Annotated in this window: 13 protein-coding genes; 11 read left to right on the top strand and 2 right to left on the bottom strand. The window is 58.0% G+C overall.

All coding sequences use genetic code 11. The annotated features are described in order from the left end of the window. Positions 1-103: 103 nt before the first annotated feature. A complete protein-coding gene (locus tag IF205_RS15640; RefSeq protein WP_259780288.1) occupies positions 104-3,442 on the top strand; it encodes a YhdP family protein in 3,339 nt (1,112 codons plus the stop codon). Between the two features lie 18 nt (positions 3,443-3,460). Here IF205_RS15640 and tyrS read toward each other — a convergent pair whose 3' ends face one another. Beyond that, positions 3,461-4,714, bottom strand: coding sequence for a tyrosine--tRNA ligase (gene tyrS, locus IF205_RS15635; protein WP_259780287.1), 1,254 nt, complete (start codon positions 4,712-4,714; stop codon positions 3,461-3,463). A 103-nt stretch (positions 4,715-4,817) separates the two neighbouring features. Between tyrS and IF205_RS15630 the strand changes: the two genes are divergently transcribed. Continuing rightward, entirely contained in the window at positions 4,818-5,915 is a 1,098-nt protein-coding gene (locus tag IF205_RS15630) for an anhydro-N-acetylmuramic acid kinase (protein WP_259780286.1), read from the top strand. Positions 5,916-5,918: 3 nt separating this feature from the next. Here the strand turns inward: IF205_RS15630 and IF205_RS15625 are convergent, their stop codons facing one another. Further along, complete coding sequence (locus tag IF205_RS15625; protein WP_259780285.1) at positions 5,919-6,590, bottom strand: alpha/beta hydrolase; 672 nt, start codon at positions 6,588-6,590, stop codon at positions 5,919-5,921. A 238-nt stretch (positions 6,591-6,828) separates the two neighbouring features. On the opposite strand from IF205_RS15625, the gene epsC reads away from it, so the two are divergent. The 9 genes from epsC to IF205_RS15580 all read left to right on the top strand — a co-directional run bounded on the left by epsC (position 6,829) and on the right by IF205_RS15580 (position 16,384). Further along, a complete protein-coding gene (epsC, locus tag IF205_RS15620; RefSeq protein WP_259780284.1) occupies positions 6,829-7,590 on the top strand; it encodes a serine O-acetyltransferase EpsC in 762 nt (253 codons plus the stop codon). Positions 7,591-7,804: 214 nt separating this feature from the next. Continuing rightward, positions 7,805-8,287, top strand: coding sequence for an Rrf2 family transcriptional regulator (locus IF205_RS15615; RefSeq protein WP_259780283.1), 483 nt, complete (start codon positions 7,805-7,807; stop codon positions 8,285-8,287). Between the two features lie 40 nt (positions 8,288-8,327). Continuing rightward, on the top strand, positions 8,328-9,443 hold the full coding sequence (locus tag IF205_RS15610) for a cysteine desulfurase family protein (RefSeq protein ID WP_259780282.1): 1,116 nt from the start codon (positions 8,328-8,330) through the stop codon (positions 9,441-9,443). Positions 9,444-9,508: 65 nt separating this feature from the next. Continuing rightward, positions 9,509-10,681: a cysteine desulfurase family protein gene (locus tag IF205_RS15605; protein WP_259780281.1), complete on the top strand. Its 1,173-nt coding sequence runs from the start codon at positions 9,509-9,511 to the stop codon at positions 10,679-10,681. Between the two features lie 113 nt (positions 10,682-10,794). Beyond that, positions 10,795-11,109 carry a 2Fe-2S iron-sulfur cluster-binding protein gene (locus IF205_RS15600; protein WP_259780280.1) on the top strand — a complete coding sequence of 105 codons (315 nt, stop codon included), beginning with the start codon at positions 10,795-10,797 and terminating at the stop codon, positions 11,107-11,109. A 131-nt stretch (positions 11,110-11,240) separates the two neighbouring features. After that, on the top strand, positions 11,241-11,540 hold the full coding sequence (locus IF205_RS15595; protein WP_311195699.1) for a GIY-YIG nuclease family protein: 300 nt from the start codon (positions 11,241-11,243) through the stop codon (positions 11,538-11,540). Positions 11,541-11,725: 185 nt separating this feature from the next. Then, on the top strand, positions 11,726-12,880 hold the full coding sequence (locus tag IF205_RS15590) for an ATP phosphoribosyltransferase regulatory subunit (RefSeq protein WP_259780278.1): 1,155 nt from the start codon (positions 11,726-11,728) through the stop codon (positions 12,878-12,880). After that, positions 12,877-14,172, top strand: coding sequence for an adenylosuccinate synthase (locus IF205_RS15585; RefSeq protein ID WP_259780277.1), 1,296 nt, complete (start codon positions 12,877-12,879; stop codon positions 14,170-14,172). The genes IF205_RS15590 and IF205_RS15585 overlap by 4 nt, the downstream gene beginning before the upstream one ends. Before the next feature lie 157 nt (positions 14,173-14,329). After that, a complete protein-coding gene (locus tag IF205_RS15580) occupies positions 14,330-16,384 on the top strand; it encodes a serine/threonine-protein kinase (protein ID WP_259780276.1) in 2,055 nt (684 codons plus the stop codon). Positions 16,385-16,404: the final 20 nt, after the last annotated feature.

The following is a 16,404-nucleotide window of genomic DNA, read 5'->3' as shown; positions in this document are numbered from 1 at the left end:
AAAGTTCAAACCGTTGGTCCGACGTTCTTTTCGAATCGCTTTTGAGGTCCTTGCCGGTCTTGTTGCAGGGGTAGCGGTTATTATCGGCGTCGGAGTGTGGCGATTGTCCGCCGGGCCGATCGATATTTCCTTCCTGACACCCTATGTCGAAGACGCAATCAACAGTCCGGAATCGCCGGTCAACGTCAAGATCGAGGATACAGTCCTGACCTGGGGCGGTTGGGAGCGCGCCGTTGATATTGTTGCGCGAAATGTCGTTGTCGCATCGGCGGAAGCCTCCAAACGGCCGGTTGCCCGTTTGCCGGAAGTGTCTTTCAATCTGTCGCTTCGTGCCCTGACGCAGGGGATTGTCGCACCGACGACACTGGAAATCCTGCGCCCTAAAATTGCGATGCGCCGCATGCCCAGCGGGGCGTTCGGGTTGACCCTTGCACCCTCTGCCACTGCCTCTGACGAGGCTCTGGACGACGGGATGACGCCTCTCGACGAAGTGTTGTCCGACCTCAATACGTTTATCCGCCCGCCAAAGCGTGACCACGTGCTGGGATACCTGACCCGTTTGAGCATTTACAATGCCTCGGGTGGTTTTCGCGATTACCACTCCGGCAAGAACTGGCGAATGGACAATTTTTCCTTCGATTTGCTGCGTGACAGCGAAGGCGTGGAAGTGTCGGTTCTGGGGCAGGTCGCGCAGGGGAGCTATACCGGTGCGGTGGAAATCAATGCCGCCAAGCCCTTTGCCAGTGAAACCGGCGTCGTGACCTTTGAAAGCCCAGGTTTTCATCTGGGGCTGTTGCAGGGACTGGTGCCGGAATTCGATCCGGGGGACATGGACAAGGAACGGATTGCGCTTTCCGGCCAGTTGTCCGTCCGCCAGGATGGTATGCCGTTGAACTGGCGCGTGGATATGTCCAGTGATGACTTGGGCGTGATCCATGGCAACGGCGTTACAATCGACAGCGAGACCGGGGCTTTCCAGTCTCAGGTGTCGATTTCGAAGTTCTCGCCGGCCAAATGGGCGAAATTGTCGCCACTGCTGGCAAGGGGAACCGCCCTGTCAGGGGACCTGACTGCAGACATATCGGTTAGCGGAAACCTGGTTCGCGGTGACCTGTCCCGTGTCTCGCTTGACGAGGGGCGGCTCTCACTCGTCAGTGATTCCGGCAGTATCAATCTGCCGGAGATATATTCCGAGGCAATTGCCCACAACGGTTTCTCCGTCGAGGCCCGGTTTTCCGATGCATTTGACCGTATAGAAGTCAGTAAGCTGCGCCTGGACCTGCCGGAAGGGTTGTTGGTTGCGGGGGCCGAGACAGACATGGAAGAGGGGCAGCGTCGTTTGTCTGTCAGTGCGGAACTGACGGATTTCAACATGGCCCATCTGGATAAATACTGGCCGCCGGAACTGGGCAAGGATGCCCGTGTCTGGGTCGTCAAGAACATCACCGAAGGCCCGGTTTCCAAGGCCACTTTCAATATGGATGGGACCCTGGGCCCGGATGGCGATTTCGTCATGCGTGATATGGGCGGCGAGATCACCCTGGATAAGGGGGTGGTGAACTATTTCCGCCCTCTGCCGCCTGCAACCAATGTCTCCGGTTTTGCCAGATACGGTACGGACTGGTTCGACATTGATGTGCGTGGGGGGCAGGTTGGCGATATCAATATCGAAGGTGGTAAAATCAAGATCACCGGCATCGGGACCGACGACTGGATCGACGTTGGCCTGGACATGGACGGTCCTTTCCGCGATGCGTTGGAACTGGTCGACCACGAGCCGTTGAGGCTGGTGTCGGATATCGGCTTTGATCCGGCAACTCTCAGCGGCGGTGCGAAGGGGCATGCCCAATTCAAATTTCCGCTGTTGAACGACCTTAAGGCCGAACAGGTTCAGGTACAGGTGGATGCACAGCTGACCGACCTTGTGATGCAAAACGCCTTCAAGGACTTGTCCGCGCGGGGCAAAGCCTTGGAAATGTCGGTGAATAATGACGGTTTCCAGGTTGATGGCGAGGTGCTGGTTGCCGGTGTTCCTCTGATTGCCAGTTGGGAAGAAAACTTTTCCAAGGATGAGCCGCTGCGCAAGCGCCTGGCCGTTCAGGGAACGCTGAACGAAAGTAAACTGGCAGAGATCGGTTATAACCTGATCCCCTATCTGGACGGCGATACGGACGTGAGCCTGGAGAGCAGGGAGTATCGTGATGGTCACAACCAGTTGGACCTGACGGCGGACCTGACGGGAGCGGGGTTGCTTGCCCCGCCGTTGAACTGGATGAAACCGCGCACATTCCCCGCGGAACTTGCACTTTCTGCTGAATGGTCGGAAGGAGCACCACTTAAGGTCCAGCCTATTTCCTTCAAGTCCGACACTTTGTCCTTCAAGGGTAGTGCGGCCCTGGAAGCAGACCAGGAAACCATCCGACAGGTCCTGATCGAGGACATGCAGTTGAATGGCGCTGAAATCGGCGGCAGCGCGGTTCGGGAAGGCGATGACGGAAAATATGTAATCAACCTGCATGGCGACTATTTCGACGTGTCCGGCCTCGTGGACATGATTGAGTCCGGCATCGATGGTGGTGGCGATGAAGCCGAAGACGCGTCAGGCGTTCCCTTTGTCCTGAACAGTCGCTTTGGCGTCATTACCGCAGGTCCGGCGCGTCGTTTGCTGGATATGAAACTGTCACTGAATCATGACGGGGACAGTGTTCAATATTTGGACCTTGCGGCACAGGCCAAGGACGGATCGCCGATTGCCATCCGCTACGGGCTGGGCGATCAGGGCTATGTCCTGAGCGGCACTTTGGATAATGCGGGGTCCGCCCTTCGCAGCATTGATGCTTTTGACGGTATCGAGGGTGGTCGAATGACAATCCAGGGGCTGCGTCCGACCAAGGACGCGCCGCTGGCCGGCAAGGTGAAGATGGACGATTTCGTGCTGGTCAAAGCCCCGGCCATGGCAAAGGTCCTGGAGTTCATGTCGCTGACCGGTACGCTGAATTCCCTGACCAGCAAAGGGTTGCCGTTCAGTAATTTCCAGGCTGACTATAGCCTCAAGGGAAGCGAATTGACGCTGAACAAAGCCAGGGTCTTTGGCAATTCGATTGGCGTTTCCATGTCCGGTGTCTATGACATCAAACACGACCGGGTGAATGCCAGGGGGACGGTTGTTCCGGCTTATGCGATCAATCGGGCAATTGGTGCCATTCCTCTTGTCGGGTGGCTGCTGACTGGCGGCGAGGATGGCGGTCTTTTCGGTGCGAATTATTCCGTGTCGGGGCCGCTGGATGACCCGCAGGTGCAGGTGAATCCGCTTTCTGCGCTTACCCCGGGGGCGTTGCGTCGGCTGTTTGATATCTTCCCCAATAATCCGGGCGTGAACGATGAGGAAACAAAAAACGGGGGAGAAAAAACTCCTCCCCCGCTTGAAGGCGGTCAACGCTAGGTCTGACGTTCGGCCTGTTTAGACCGCCCGAACGAGGCCGTGTTTCTTTTTGCCAACCGACAGTTTGATCAGGCCATCGCTGTTCAGGTCCGCAGCCGTTAACTGCCTGCGGGCATCATCTGACTTGGCATCGTTAACCTTGACCGCGCCCTGCTGAACAAAGCGGCGTGCCTCGCCGTTGGTGGCCGTCAAGCCGACCCGGCACAGTACCTCAAGGATGCCGATGCCGCTTTCCAGTTCCCCCTTGGGAATATCGGCGGTGGGCAGATCATCACCGAAGCCGCCCTGCTCAAAGGTCTTCTGGGCGGTTGCCGCTGCTGCGACTGCGGCCTCTTCACCATGGCAGAGTTTGGTGGCTTCATGCGCGAGGACTTTCTTTGCCTCGTTGATGTCCGCGCCTTCCAGGGCTTCAAGACGTGCGATCTCGTCCAGCGGCAATTCAGTGAACAGTTTCAGGAAGCGGCCAACATCGGCATCTTCCGTGTTACGCCAGTACTGCCAGTAGTCATAAGCCGACAGGCGCTCTTCATTCAGCCAGATCGCACCGCCATGGGTCTTGCCCATCTTGATGCCGGAGGCGGTCGTCATCAGGGGCACCGTCAGGCCATAGACCTGGCGCTCGTCCACCCGGCGGGTCAATTCGATCCCGTTGACGATATTGCCCCACTGGTCGGAGCCACCCATCTGCAGGCTGACATTATGGCTGCGGCCCAACTGCATGAAGTCATAGGCCTGCAGGATCATGTAGTTGAATTCCAGGAAGCTCAGCGGCTGTTCACGATCCAGGCGCAGCTTGACGGAATCAAAGCTCAGCATGCGGTTGATGGAGAAATGCCGTCCGACGTCGCGCAGGAAGTCGATATAGTTGATATCGTTCAGCCAGTCGGCGTTATTCACCATAACCGCGTCCGTCGGGCCGTCGCCGAAGGTCAGATACTTGGAAAAGACCCGTTTGATGCCATCCATGTTGCGGGCGATGTCATCGTCCGTCAGCATCTTGCGCTGTTCATCCTTGCCGCTGGGGTCGCCAATCCGGGTCGTGCCGCCACCCATCAGGACGATGGGTTTGTGCCCGCATTTCTGCAGGGTGCGCAGAAGCATGATGGGCACCAGCGATCCCGCATGCAGCGAGTCCGCCGTGGCATCAAAGCCGATATAGGCGCTGATGGTCCCCTTCGCGGCCAAGTCGTCCAGCGCGTCCAGGTCCGTGCATTGATGCATGAACCCGCGCTCGGTTACGGTCTTGATGAAGTCCGAATGGGGTGCGCTCATAAGTCTCTTCCAGTTCTCTTTAGAATCAGTTGTATTAGGGTTGAATTTCGGGAGAGTCCGGTGGACTTATCACGTAACTCACGACGCGGCAATGCAGGATACTATGGCAACATCGAACGACCAGCACTGGTTCATCGGATTGATGAGCGGCACCTCTATGGACGGGGTGGACGCAGCCCTGATCAGAACGGATGGCGAGACGGTCACCGAATTCGGCGGCTGTCTGACAACTCCCTATGACGAGGCGTTTCGCGAACGTCTGCGCGCCATTCTGGGCCTGACCAGGGGCAGCGACGTGATCAGTGCGGTCGAACAGGACCTGACCGCCTTCCATTGTCAGGCCGTCCGGCAACTGCTGGCCCAGGAAAATCTGGCGGCACGTGATATTCAGGCCATTGGGTTTCACGGCCATACCATTGCTCATGATCCGGCGGTCCGCTTCACGTGGCAGATCGGGGATGGGGAACGGCTCGCGCGGGAAACGGGCATTGATGTGGTCTACGATTTCCGCACCAATGACGTTGCCGCAGGTGGGGAGGGTGCGCCGCTGGTGCCGATCTTTCACAAGGCCCTGGCCGACCATCTGCCCAAGCCTGCCTGTTTCTTGAATGTCGGGGGTGTGGCGAACGTGACGTTTATCGGCAGTGACGGAGAGCTCGTTGCCTTCGACACGGGGCCGGGCAATGCCCTGATTGATGATTTCCTGCTGGCGCGCACAGGTCACGGCGTGGACCTTGATGGGGCAACTGCGGCGCATGGCCGGGTCAATTCCGGAATTCTGGGGCGGCTGATGGATAATGCCTATTTTGACCGAAAGCCGCCGAAATCCCTGGATCGCGGCAGCTTGTCGGGAGAGGCCGTCAGCCTGCTGTCCACAGAGGACGGCGCGGCCACTTTGACGGCCTTCACGGTCGAGGCTGTCTCCCGCGCCAAATATCACCTGCCGGAAGAGGTTTCACAGTGGCTGGTCTGCGGCGGCGGACGACACAACAAGACACTGATGCGGCGCCTTCGGGAGCGGTTGCAGGCGGATGTTGTGCCGGTGGAGGACCACGATATGGACGGGGATGCGCTGGAGGCGCAGGCCTTTGGATTTCTGGCGGCCCGGACAAGACGGCAATTGCCGATTACCTTCCCCAAAACGACGGGCGCCCCCAGGCCGTTGACCGGGGGGCGCCTTGCCAAAGCTGAAAAGCCTTAGAATTTATTCTTCTTCCAGGGCGATCGGTGCTTCGCGGCTGGGGCCGTGTTCGTCCATGTAGTTGTGGACGTGTTCGGTAACCAGGTCCAGCTTGCCGGAGAAGAAATGATCCGCGCCCTCAATGACACGGGTGTCGATTTCGATGCCTTTTTGCTGGTTCAGTTTCTCGGTCAGCTTCAGGACGGAATCCTTCGGTACGATCTGGTCCTGGTCGCCCTGGATCATCAGGCCGGACGAGGGGCAGGGGGCCAGGAAGCTGAAATCATAGAGGTTGGCCGGCGGTGCGACGGAAATGAAGCCGGAGATTTCCGGACGGCGCATCAGCAACTGCATACCGATCCAGGCCCCGAAGGAAAAACCGGCAATCCAGCACTGGCTGGCATTTTCATTTTGCGTCTGCAGCCAATCCAGAGCCGAAGCCGCATCTGACAATTCACCTTCGCCCTTGGCGTATTCGCCCTGGCTGCGGCCGACGCCGCGGAAGTTGAAACGCAGGCAGGCAAAACCGCGCCGCACGAAAGAGTGATACAAGGCATAGACCACCTTGTTGTTCATGCTGCCGCCATGCTGGGGATGCGGATGCAGGAACAGGGCGATCGGTGCGTCACTGGTTTTGCCGGGAGTATAACGGCCTTCCAAGCGGCCTTCCGGCCCGTTGATGATCACTTCTGGCATCGGTTATCCTTGATCCTAGGCTAATAATAAGGAGAGAAAACTTGAGTATTTTTCCCCTGTGGAAACGCTGAAATCCGCAACGGTGGCTTGACGTGGAATCCAGGTCACTTATATCTAAGCATTCTGGACGACGCGCGTCGCCTTGACGGAATTCTGGTGAGATAAGTACCAAACACCTGTTCTGTCAATATTTGGTAAGCGTCCATGCCCAAGAGAATGGATCAGGAAGGGCCAGGATATGTTTGAAAAACTAGTCCGTGAAATCGATGGCATGATCGAACGCGACCCCGCTGCGCGTTCCCGGCTTGAGATTGTGCTCTGTTATCCTGCGTTCCATGCGATTGTCGTCTATCGCCTTTCAAACAAGATGTGGCAGCGCGGCTGGCGTCTGCTTCCGCGTTTCATCTCGCAAATGGCGCGCTGGCTGACCGGTATCGAAATCCATCCCGGTGCGACGATCGGGCAGGGGTTCTTTATCGACCATGGCATGGGTGTCGTGATTGGGGAAACCGCCGAGATCGGCAACAATGTCACGCTGTATCACGATGTGACGTTGGGTGGTGTGTCTCCGGCGGAAAATTCCCATGAACAACGTTGCACCAAGCGTCACCCGACCCTTGAAAACAATGTGATCGTCGGTTCCGGCGCACAGATTCTGGGGCCGATCACGGTGGGTGAATGTGCCCGCGTTGGCGCCAATGCGGTGGTGATCAAGGATGTCCCCTCACGGGCAACCGTCGTAGGTATTCCGGCGAAGATCGTTTCGCGGGCCAGCCGCACGCAGGACAATTTCGCGCCATATGGTACGCCTTTGGGTGACCTGCCTGATCCCGTTGCCCGTGCAATTGATGGGTTGATGGAGCATGTTTCCACTCTCAACGCGCGTATTCAGGATCTGGAGGGCCGGTTGCAGGACGCGGAAGGGCGCTCGTCCGGCCTGTCATATGACAGCAAGGGAAAATCCGAGGCTGGCGATAAGGCAAGCAGCGGTCGGGCCTGATAGTCTCCGAGGAATTGCTCTAGGTCAAAAACTGGGCGGATTTCTTGGCCGAAAGCCGGTTTCCTGTTGAAGACAATCAACCCGATACGGTAATAACAAAGCAAAGGATATGGGTTTTTTGCTTTGGGCGCTTTATCGCGTTTCCTGAACAAAAATGGACAAAGCGGTATACCCGGTCGTTGTCATTTGATGACAACTTTTAGGTAGAAGAACCGTGCGTTTAAGTACAAAAGGACGTTATGCGGTGATGGCCATGGCGGACATGGCTTCCCGGAGCGATGGAAAGCCGATGACGTTGGCGGAAATCGCAAAGCAGCAGGATATTTCATTGTCTTACCTGGAGCAGCTCTTTGCCATGCTGCGTCGGGGTGGCCTTGTAAAAAGCGTGCGAGGTCCGGGCGGTGGTTATATCTTTGCCCGCCCGATCGATGATATCCGGGTTTCGGACGTGATTGCCGCGGTTGATGAACGGATCACGGCGGTGCGCTGTGAACCCGGTGCCTCGAAGGGCTGTATGCCTTGTGGTGCCCGTTGCATCACTCATGACTTGTGGGAAGAGCTGAGTAATCATATTCATCTGTTCCTGAGCTCGGTGACTTTGGCCGATGTGGTGAACCGGAAGGTTCTGGGCCGGTCCGGCTATTTGATGCAGGGCGGTTTGCCCCATCCGCGTCAGAAAGCCATGGCGAGCGACTGATTGTAACTGGATGCGAGTATAAGGGTTGTAACGGTTATCTATGCGCGAGCCTGTCTATCTTGATTACAATGCAACGGCGCCGGCTCGCCCGGAGGTGATCGCCGCCGTTACTGAGGCCATGGCCTTGCCGGGTAACCCGTCCTCGGTCCATACCGCCGGGCGTCAGGCGCGTCGTGCTGTGGAAGACGCCCGTGCCCAGGTGGCGCGGATGGTGGGTACCATTGCCCCCAATGTGGTCTTTACCAGCGGGGCAACCGAAGCCAACAATATTGCCCTGCGCGGCTGGGACAGGCCGATGCGTGTCCTCACCTCTTCGGTGGAACACCCTTCTGTGATCGAGGCGCTGGAGGCGGAACGGATTCCGGTGACTTCAACAGGTTTGCTGGATCTGGATGCGCTAAGGGCGTTGCTGGAAAAGCCGAATGACCGACAGGCGCTAGTCTCGGTCATGCTGGTCAATAATGAGACGGGCGTGATCCAGCCGATGGCGGAGATTATTGCGCTCGCCCGGGAGTATGACGCTGTCCTGCATTGCGATGCGGTCCAGGCAGCAGGAAAATTGCCGCTGGATTTTGATGAAAGTGGCCTCGACCTGCTCAGTTTGTCAGGCCATAAAATTGGCGGCCCGAAAGGAATCGGGGCACTGGTTGTTAACCCAAAGCATCATATTCGTTCCCTGATTCACGGTGGCGGTCAGGAGAAGGGACGGCGGTCGGGTACCGAAAATGTGGCCGGTTGCGTTGGATTTGGTGTTGCGGCGGAAATCGCCTTGGAAGAGATCGAGAAACAATCCCACTACAAAGACTTGCGCGACCGGCTTGAAACGGCGGTTAGCAAAGCCCTGCCGCAGGTGGTGGTGATTGGCGACGGCGCGGAACGCGTGGGCACCGTCACATGTCTGGCCTTGCCGGGGGTGGGGTCTGAAACCCAGGTCATGGCCATGGATTTGGCGGGAATTGCAATCAGCGCCGGTTCCGCCTGTTCATCGGGCAAGGTGAAGCGCAGCCAGGTTGTTTCGGCCATGGGTTACGGCGATGAGATCGCCGGCTCCTCGATCCGGGTCAGTCTGGGATGGGCGACGACAGAGGCGGATATTGACCGCTTTGTGGAGGCATATGTCGCCTTTGCGGGCCGTCAGGTCGCGGCGACCGGTTGATCCCGAGGCCATCAGGCGCATATATAATCCAGATAAAGTTCAAGAATTAGCGAGACTTGGCGCAGATGCTTAACCGTCCCGTTGCACCGATCTACCTGGACTATCAGGCAACGACACCGACCGATCCCCGGGTGGTCGATGCGATGCTGCCCTGGTTCACCGAACATTTCGGCAATCCTCACAGTGCGGATCATCGCCATGGCTGGGATGCGGCGGAGGCCGTGGACAAGGCCCGCGATCAGGTCGCGGCGGCCATTGGTGCGAAGGGCAAGGAGATCATCTTTACCAGCGGAGCGACGGAATCGAACAACCTTGCCATCAAAGGTGTGGCGCGGGCACGGCGGAAACGCGATGGCCGCGACAAGGTGGTGACACTCGCCACCGAACATAAATGCGTGCTGGAAAGCGCCAATCGCCTTATCGAAGAAGGGTTCGAGGTCATCGTCCTGCCGGTAAAACCCGACGGGCTTGTCGACCTGGACCTGTTGAATGAAACATTGGATGACCGGACGGCCCTTGTGTCCGTCATGGCGGCCAATAACGAAATCGGGGTGATTCAGCCCCTGGCGGAAATCGGGCGTATGGCGCGCGCCAAGGGTGTTCTCTTTCACAGTGACTGTGCCCAGGCGGTTGGCAAAATCCCGTTGGGCGTGGAGGCGCTGAACCTGGATCTGGTCAGCATCAGCGGTCACAAGCTCTACGGCCCCAAGGGGGTCGGGGCACTTTATGTGCGTCGCCGTCCGCGTGTGCCAATCGAGGCGTTGATGGACGGTGGCGGTCAGGAAAAGGGCCTTCGGTCCGGGACGCTCGCACCGCCTCTATGCGTGGGGTTTGGACAGGCCTGCCGGATCGCGTTGGCTGAAATGGCGTCGGAAAGTGAGCGTCTCTCTGCCATGCGTGACGACTTTTTGACCAGGGTTGAGGCGGCTGTACCGCAGGTGGTGGTCAATGGCAGTCGTGACTGTCGTCTGGCGGCCAATCTCAACCTGACCTTCCCCGGTATGGAGGGGGCGGAGCTTCTGGCGGCTCTGGACGGGTTGTCCGTATCCAGTGGTTCTGCCTGCAGTTCCGGGTCGGGCAGCTATAGCCATGTCCTTGAGGCCATAGGTCAGCCGCCGGGCCGGGTTGCCGCGTCAATCCGGGTGGCTTTCGGTCGGTTTACGACGGATGAGGAGGCATCGAGCGCAGCACAGATACTGATTGATGCGGTCGAACGATGCGCCCGGGTGCGGGCCTGAGATGCTTTCTCCTTTGACAGGAGTTTACAGGGCTTTTAGAAAAGCCGCGCGAAATAAACAGATGGGCATGAGACCCACTGGTTCAGGATGATTGGTTAGGGATTAATCAGGCAATGCCCAAGATTACTTTCATTGGCCGCGATGGCAGCCGTACCGAAGTCGATGCCGAAGTCGGCCGTTCTGTGATGGAAGTTGCTATCGAGAACGACGTCGATATCGAAGCGGCCTGCGAAGGCTCGCTTGCTTGTGCAACCTGCCATCTGGTTGTGGACCCGGCCTGGTATACAAAACTGGACGAACCCAGCGAAGACGAAACCGACATGCTGGACCTGGCCTTTGGCCTGACGCCGACCTCACGCCTGTCCTGCCAGTTGCGCGTGACAGAGGATATGGACGGCATTTCCTTTACCGTGCCGGAAGATATCTGATCGGACAGACATACCGCGAACGACAAGGCCGACGTCTCGTCGGCCTTTTTAGTGCGTATCTGAAATATTTGCCGCGACTTTTCATAACCATGTCACCCCTGCGGAGGCAGGGGGCCAGATGTCTGCGTTAGGTGAAAGTTGTGCGGAAGCCCTGCGTCTATATTCTCGCAAGTGAAAAGAACGGCACTTTATATGTAGGGGTGACCAGCGACATTATTCGGCGCGTCAATGAACACCGCGAGGGAAAGGTCCAAAGCTTCACCCGGCGCTATAAAGTCTACCGTTTGGTTTATACCGAGTTTCACGCTTCTATGTTAGAGGCGATAACTCGGGAAAAATGTCTGAAAAGATGGTGCAGAGCTTGGAAAATACGTTTGATAGAAAAGGCAAACCCGGCTTGGCAGGATCTTTATGATGAGGTGCTTCATTGAAATTTGGACCCCTGCCTTCGCAGGGGTGACGGGATTTTCCCCAATCTCACCACTTTGACCCCATTGAACACAGCTACTATCTACGCTTAAGCGCCGCAGCGGACTTGCGACTTGGGGGCAAAGCGTGTACGAAATGGCCGAAAAATTCTGCCTGACTGTCCATAAAGTGAAAGCGTGTGTTTCCGATGACCCAAGGCGTCAAGAAATCCCTGCTGCCGCAAGGCCTGCGCGATCTGCTTCCCCCGGAGGCCATCCACGAGTTTTCCGTGATGGACGGTCTGTTGGAGACCTTTGCCTCCCGTGGGTATGAACGCGTTGAACCGCCGCTGGTGGAGTTCGAGGAAAATCTGCTGGACGGGGCGGGCCAGATGATGGCGCCGCATACCTTCCGCCTGATGGACCCGGTCAGCCAGCGGATGATGGGCGTGCGAGCCGATATGACGCCCCAGGTGGCCCGGATCGCCACGTCGCGTCTGGCAGCAATGCCGCGTCCGCTACGCCTCAGCTATGGCGGTCAGGTCCTGCGTGTGAAGGGCAGTCAACTTCGCCCCGAACGCCAGTTCGTTCAGGCGGGTGTCGAGCTGATCGGTGCCGACCGTCCCGAGGCCGATGCGGAGGTTATCGCCCTGGCGGCGGATGCCCTGACCAAACTGGGGGTTGAGGAGTTATCTGTCGATATCAGCCTGCCGACGGTCGTTCGCTCGATGATTGCGGATCTCGCTTTGGATGCGGAGACAACCGAAGCTTTGTTGTCCGCCCTGGACCGCAAGGACGCTGCCGAGGTGAAGGCTTTGGGTGGCAAGGTCGCGGATATTTTCGGCTCTCTGATGGGCGCGGAAGGCCGCGCAACCAAGGCATTAAATGTTCTGGATGGTCTTGACCTGCCGGAAGAGGCCAGCGCAGAACGTGATCGCCTGCGTGCGGTTCTGGCGTTGCTGGGGCAGTGGGTGCCGGACCTGATGGTGACCGTTGATCCGGTGGAACGTCGTGGGTTCGAATACCAGACGGGCCTGAGTTTTACCCTGTTTGCCCGCGGCGTGCGCGGCGAATTGGGGCGCGGCGGCCGCTATATCACCGGTGGGGACGAGGCGGCGACAGGCTTTTCCATCTATATGGATTCGCTTTTGCGTGCTGTTCCGACCCGGGAGCGTCGCGCACGTTTGTATCTGCCTTACGGCGTCAGTGATGAGATTGCCCATCGTGAAAGGGTGGCCGGCTGGATCACAGTGGCCGGGCTGGACCCGGATGTGGATGGACCGGAAGAGGCGCGGCGGCTTCGCTGCAGTCATATGGTGAAGGGCGACGAGATCGTCGCGGTTGAAAAGGAAGAAAGCGCATGACCAACGTTGTCGTTGTAGGCTCCCAGTGGGGCGATGAAGGCAAAGGCAAAATTGTCGACTGGTTGTCTGAACGCGCCGATGTGGTGGTGCGTTTCCAGGGCGGTCATAACGCCGGTCATACCCTGGTGATCGACAAGGAAGTCTACAAGCTGTCCCTGCTGCCCTCCGGCATCGTACGGAAAGGCAAGAAGTCGGTGATCGGCAATGGTGTTGTTGTCGATCCCTGGGCGCTGATTGGTGAAATTGACCGCATCCGCGAGCAGGGTGTGGAAATCACCCCTGACAGCCTGATGGTTGCGGAAAATGCCGCGCTGATCCTGCCGGTTCACCGCAATGTTGATCTGGCGCGCGAAAAAGCCGCTGGCGGTAACGCAAAAATCGGCACCACCGGTCGCGGCATCGGCCCGGCCTATGAAGACAAGGTTGCCCGCCGTGCGGTACGTGTCTGCGATCTGGCGGACCGCGAACTGCTGGAAGAGCGGATCGACCACCTGCTGGCCCATCACAACCCGCTGCTGAAAGGCCTGGGTGAGCCGGAAGTGGACCGTGAGGCCCTGATCCAGGAACTGCTCGATATCGCACCGAAGGTCCTGCCTTACGCCGGTGTGGTCTGGAAGGTTCTGGACAAGGCGCGCCAGGAAGGCCAGTGGGTGCTGTTCGAAGGCGCGCAGGGCCTGATGCTGGACGTGGACCACGGCACCTATCCGTTCGTGACCTCCTCCAACACCGCTCCGGGTCAGGCGGCAACCGGTGCAGGCTGTGGCCCGCGCAATACCGGTTATATCCTGGGCATCACCAAGGCCTATACCACCCGCGTGGGTGAGGGGCCGTTCCCGACTGAACAGGATAACGACGTTGGTCAGAAACTGGGCGAGCGCGGCCATGAATTCGGCACCGTCACCGGGCGTAAGCGCCGTTGTGGCTGGTTCGACGCCGTTATGGTGCGTCAGGCTGCCAAAGTGGCGGGCATGGACGGTATTGCCCTGACCAAGCTCGACGTGCTGGACGGCTTTGAGGAAATCAAAATCTGCACCGGTTACAAGATCGACGGTAAGGAATATGACCACCTGCCCGCAGCCACCGGCCTGCAGCGCAAGGTCGAGCCGATCTATGAAACCATGCCCGGCTGGAGCGAAAGCACTTTCGGTGCGCGTTCCTGGGCGGAATTGCCGGCACAGGCAATCAAATATATCCGGCGTGTCGAAGAATTGATCGAAACGCCGGTGGCGATCCTGTCCACCAGCCCGGAACGGGAAGACACGGTTCTGGTTCGCGATCCCTTCGAAGGCTAAGGCCTTTCGGATAGACGTTTGCAAAGCCCGCTGTTGTGATGACAGCGGGCTTTTTGCTTGGAGGCAACCACGTCTAAGCAGGTTGTCTTCTTCAGAATCATGCTACTGTTAGCCTTGAGTATTTGTATAACGGGCCGGGCGGAGGCAAAGAGCCGAAATGGCGGTTAAGATCGCGGGGGGCGAAGAGGCGCCCAATCAGGTGGAAAATGGAGGCGGTGGTGGTGTCATCTCCCTGAAAGGGCGATATGACATCTACACGTCGCAGCCTTTGCCTGATTACGATTCTTCGCCTGCCAGAGCCTTCCATGTGCGTCATAAGCGCGATTCGACACGCAAGCTTATGGCCTATCTCTGCGACCCGAAATTGCCGCCCCGTTTGGATACGATCAGCGCCCTGCATCGTGTGGACCATCGTAACTTTGTCCGCGTATTGGACTGGGATGTGCTGGAGTGGCCGGGGACCGGACAGCGTTTTCCGATCATTGTCTGTGAATGCCCAATGGGCAAGCGGGTCCTGGTCAACCCGGCGGAAAAGCATGAAGCGCTGTTGGAGGAACAGGTCACGCGGATGCTGGTCGAGCCAGCGGTCGCCATCCTGCGGGAACTTCACACGATCGGCGTCTACCACGGCCGGATTCGCCCGGATAACCTGTTTTATGACAGTGACGAACGGGCCGATATCCTGATTGGGGAATGCTATACAACGCCTTTTGGCATGCAACAGCTTCCTAGCTGTTCAACCATCGAGGCGATCCAATGTACACCCGGCGGTCGGGGGCATGGATCGGCGTCCGATGACCTTTATGCGCTGGGCGCTACCATGTTGGCCCTGCTGACCGGCAGGGACCCTGGATCGACTTTCAAAACCGAAGAAGAACTGCTGCATGCCAAGCTGACCTATGGCAGCTATTCAGCCCTGGTGCAGGGGACGCGTGTCTCCTTGTCCATGATGGAGCCACTGCGAGGTTTGCTGAACGACGACCCCCGGGAACGATGGTCCGTCGATGATCTGGGCATGTGGTTGGGCGGGCGCCGTCTGTCCCCGAAACAGCAGGCCATGCCGCCAAAGGCGTCCCGCGCCCTGAAATTTGCGGGCCGTGATCTGTTTATGGCGCGGGAAGTAGCCCATACTTTCGGTCAGCACTGGGATCAGATTTTGCCGCTGGTGCAGGAAGGAACGCTGGATACCTGGCTGCGCCGCAGTCTTGCAGACGAGGATCGCGTTGAGGCGGTCAATGTTGCCAAGGGCGTCAGTTATGAAGGAGGGCAGGAGAATGCAGACCGTTTCGTTGGTCGTCTGCTTATCTCCCTGGACCCTGAACGACCGATCCAGTTGCGTGACTATGCGGGAACCGTAGAGGGGGTTTGCCGGGTTCTGGCATTGAATAACCGCGATAACTTTATGCGCCAGACCTTCCGCCGCATCCTGTCCATGGGGCTGATTCCCTATTGGCTGGAAATGCAGGTCAAGAATGACCCCGATGACCTGCGCCTGCTGGCAAAGATGGAAAAGGGCAAGCATCTGATGAACCAGAACCGCTATGGTGCGGGGCTGGAACGGATGATCTACGACCTGAACAACTGGTTGCCTTGCCGTTCGCCGCTGTTTGATCGGGACTATGTTCCCAATATCGACTATCTCCTGGATGCGTTGGAGCGCTATGCAGAACGGTCGGGCGGGCATGTGGATGTTCTGGTGGACAAGGAGATCGCGGCCTATATCAGTATCCATTCCAAGCGCCCTATGAGTGATGAATTCAGGGATATGGACCTGAACGATCCACCCTATATCTCTGCTTTGGCACAGTTGAGCATTCTGGCAAAACTGCATGACTCCCTGGCGCCCCGTCAGCGCTTCCCCAATCTGTGTCAGGCGGCGGCCAGCATGCTGAAGCCCGCTATTGAACGGTTCCATTCCCGCGAGACCCGCAAAAAGATTCTGGATCGTATTGAAAAGGCGACCAAAAGCGGTCGTCTTGCGGAACTGGTGGCGATTATCGACAACCGGGATGAACTGCAGGCCGATGAAAACGGGTTCCAGCGCGCCTGCCTGGATTTTGCCCGTCTGGTGGGGATACAGGCAAAGGTCTATCGCGATATTCGCGACCGCAAGAAACTGGCCTTGTTGCGGGGAGGGCAGATTGCGTCCGGCCTGGCCGGGATTATTGGAATGGTTGCGGTCACGATCGTGGCCATGATCAAGTTGATTTAAGAGACAGGCGTCCGAGTAGC

Source organism: Aestuariispira ectoiniformans, assembly GCF_025136295.1.
Lineage (GTDB): Bacteria > Pseudomonadota > Alphaproteobacteria > UBA8366 > Aestuariispiraceae > Aestuariispira_A > Aestuariispira_A ectoiniformans.
The sequence above is the reverse complement of the archived record's forward strand: the minus strand, read 5'-3'. Positions and strand labels throughout refer to the sequence as shown.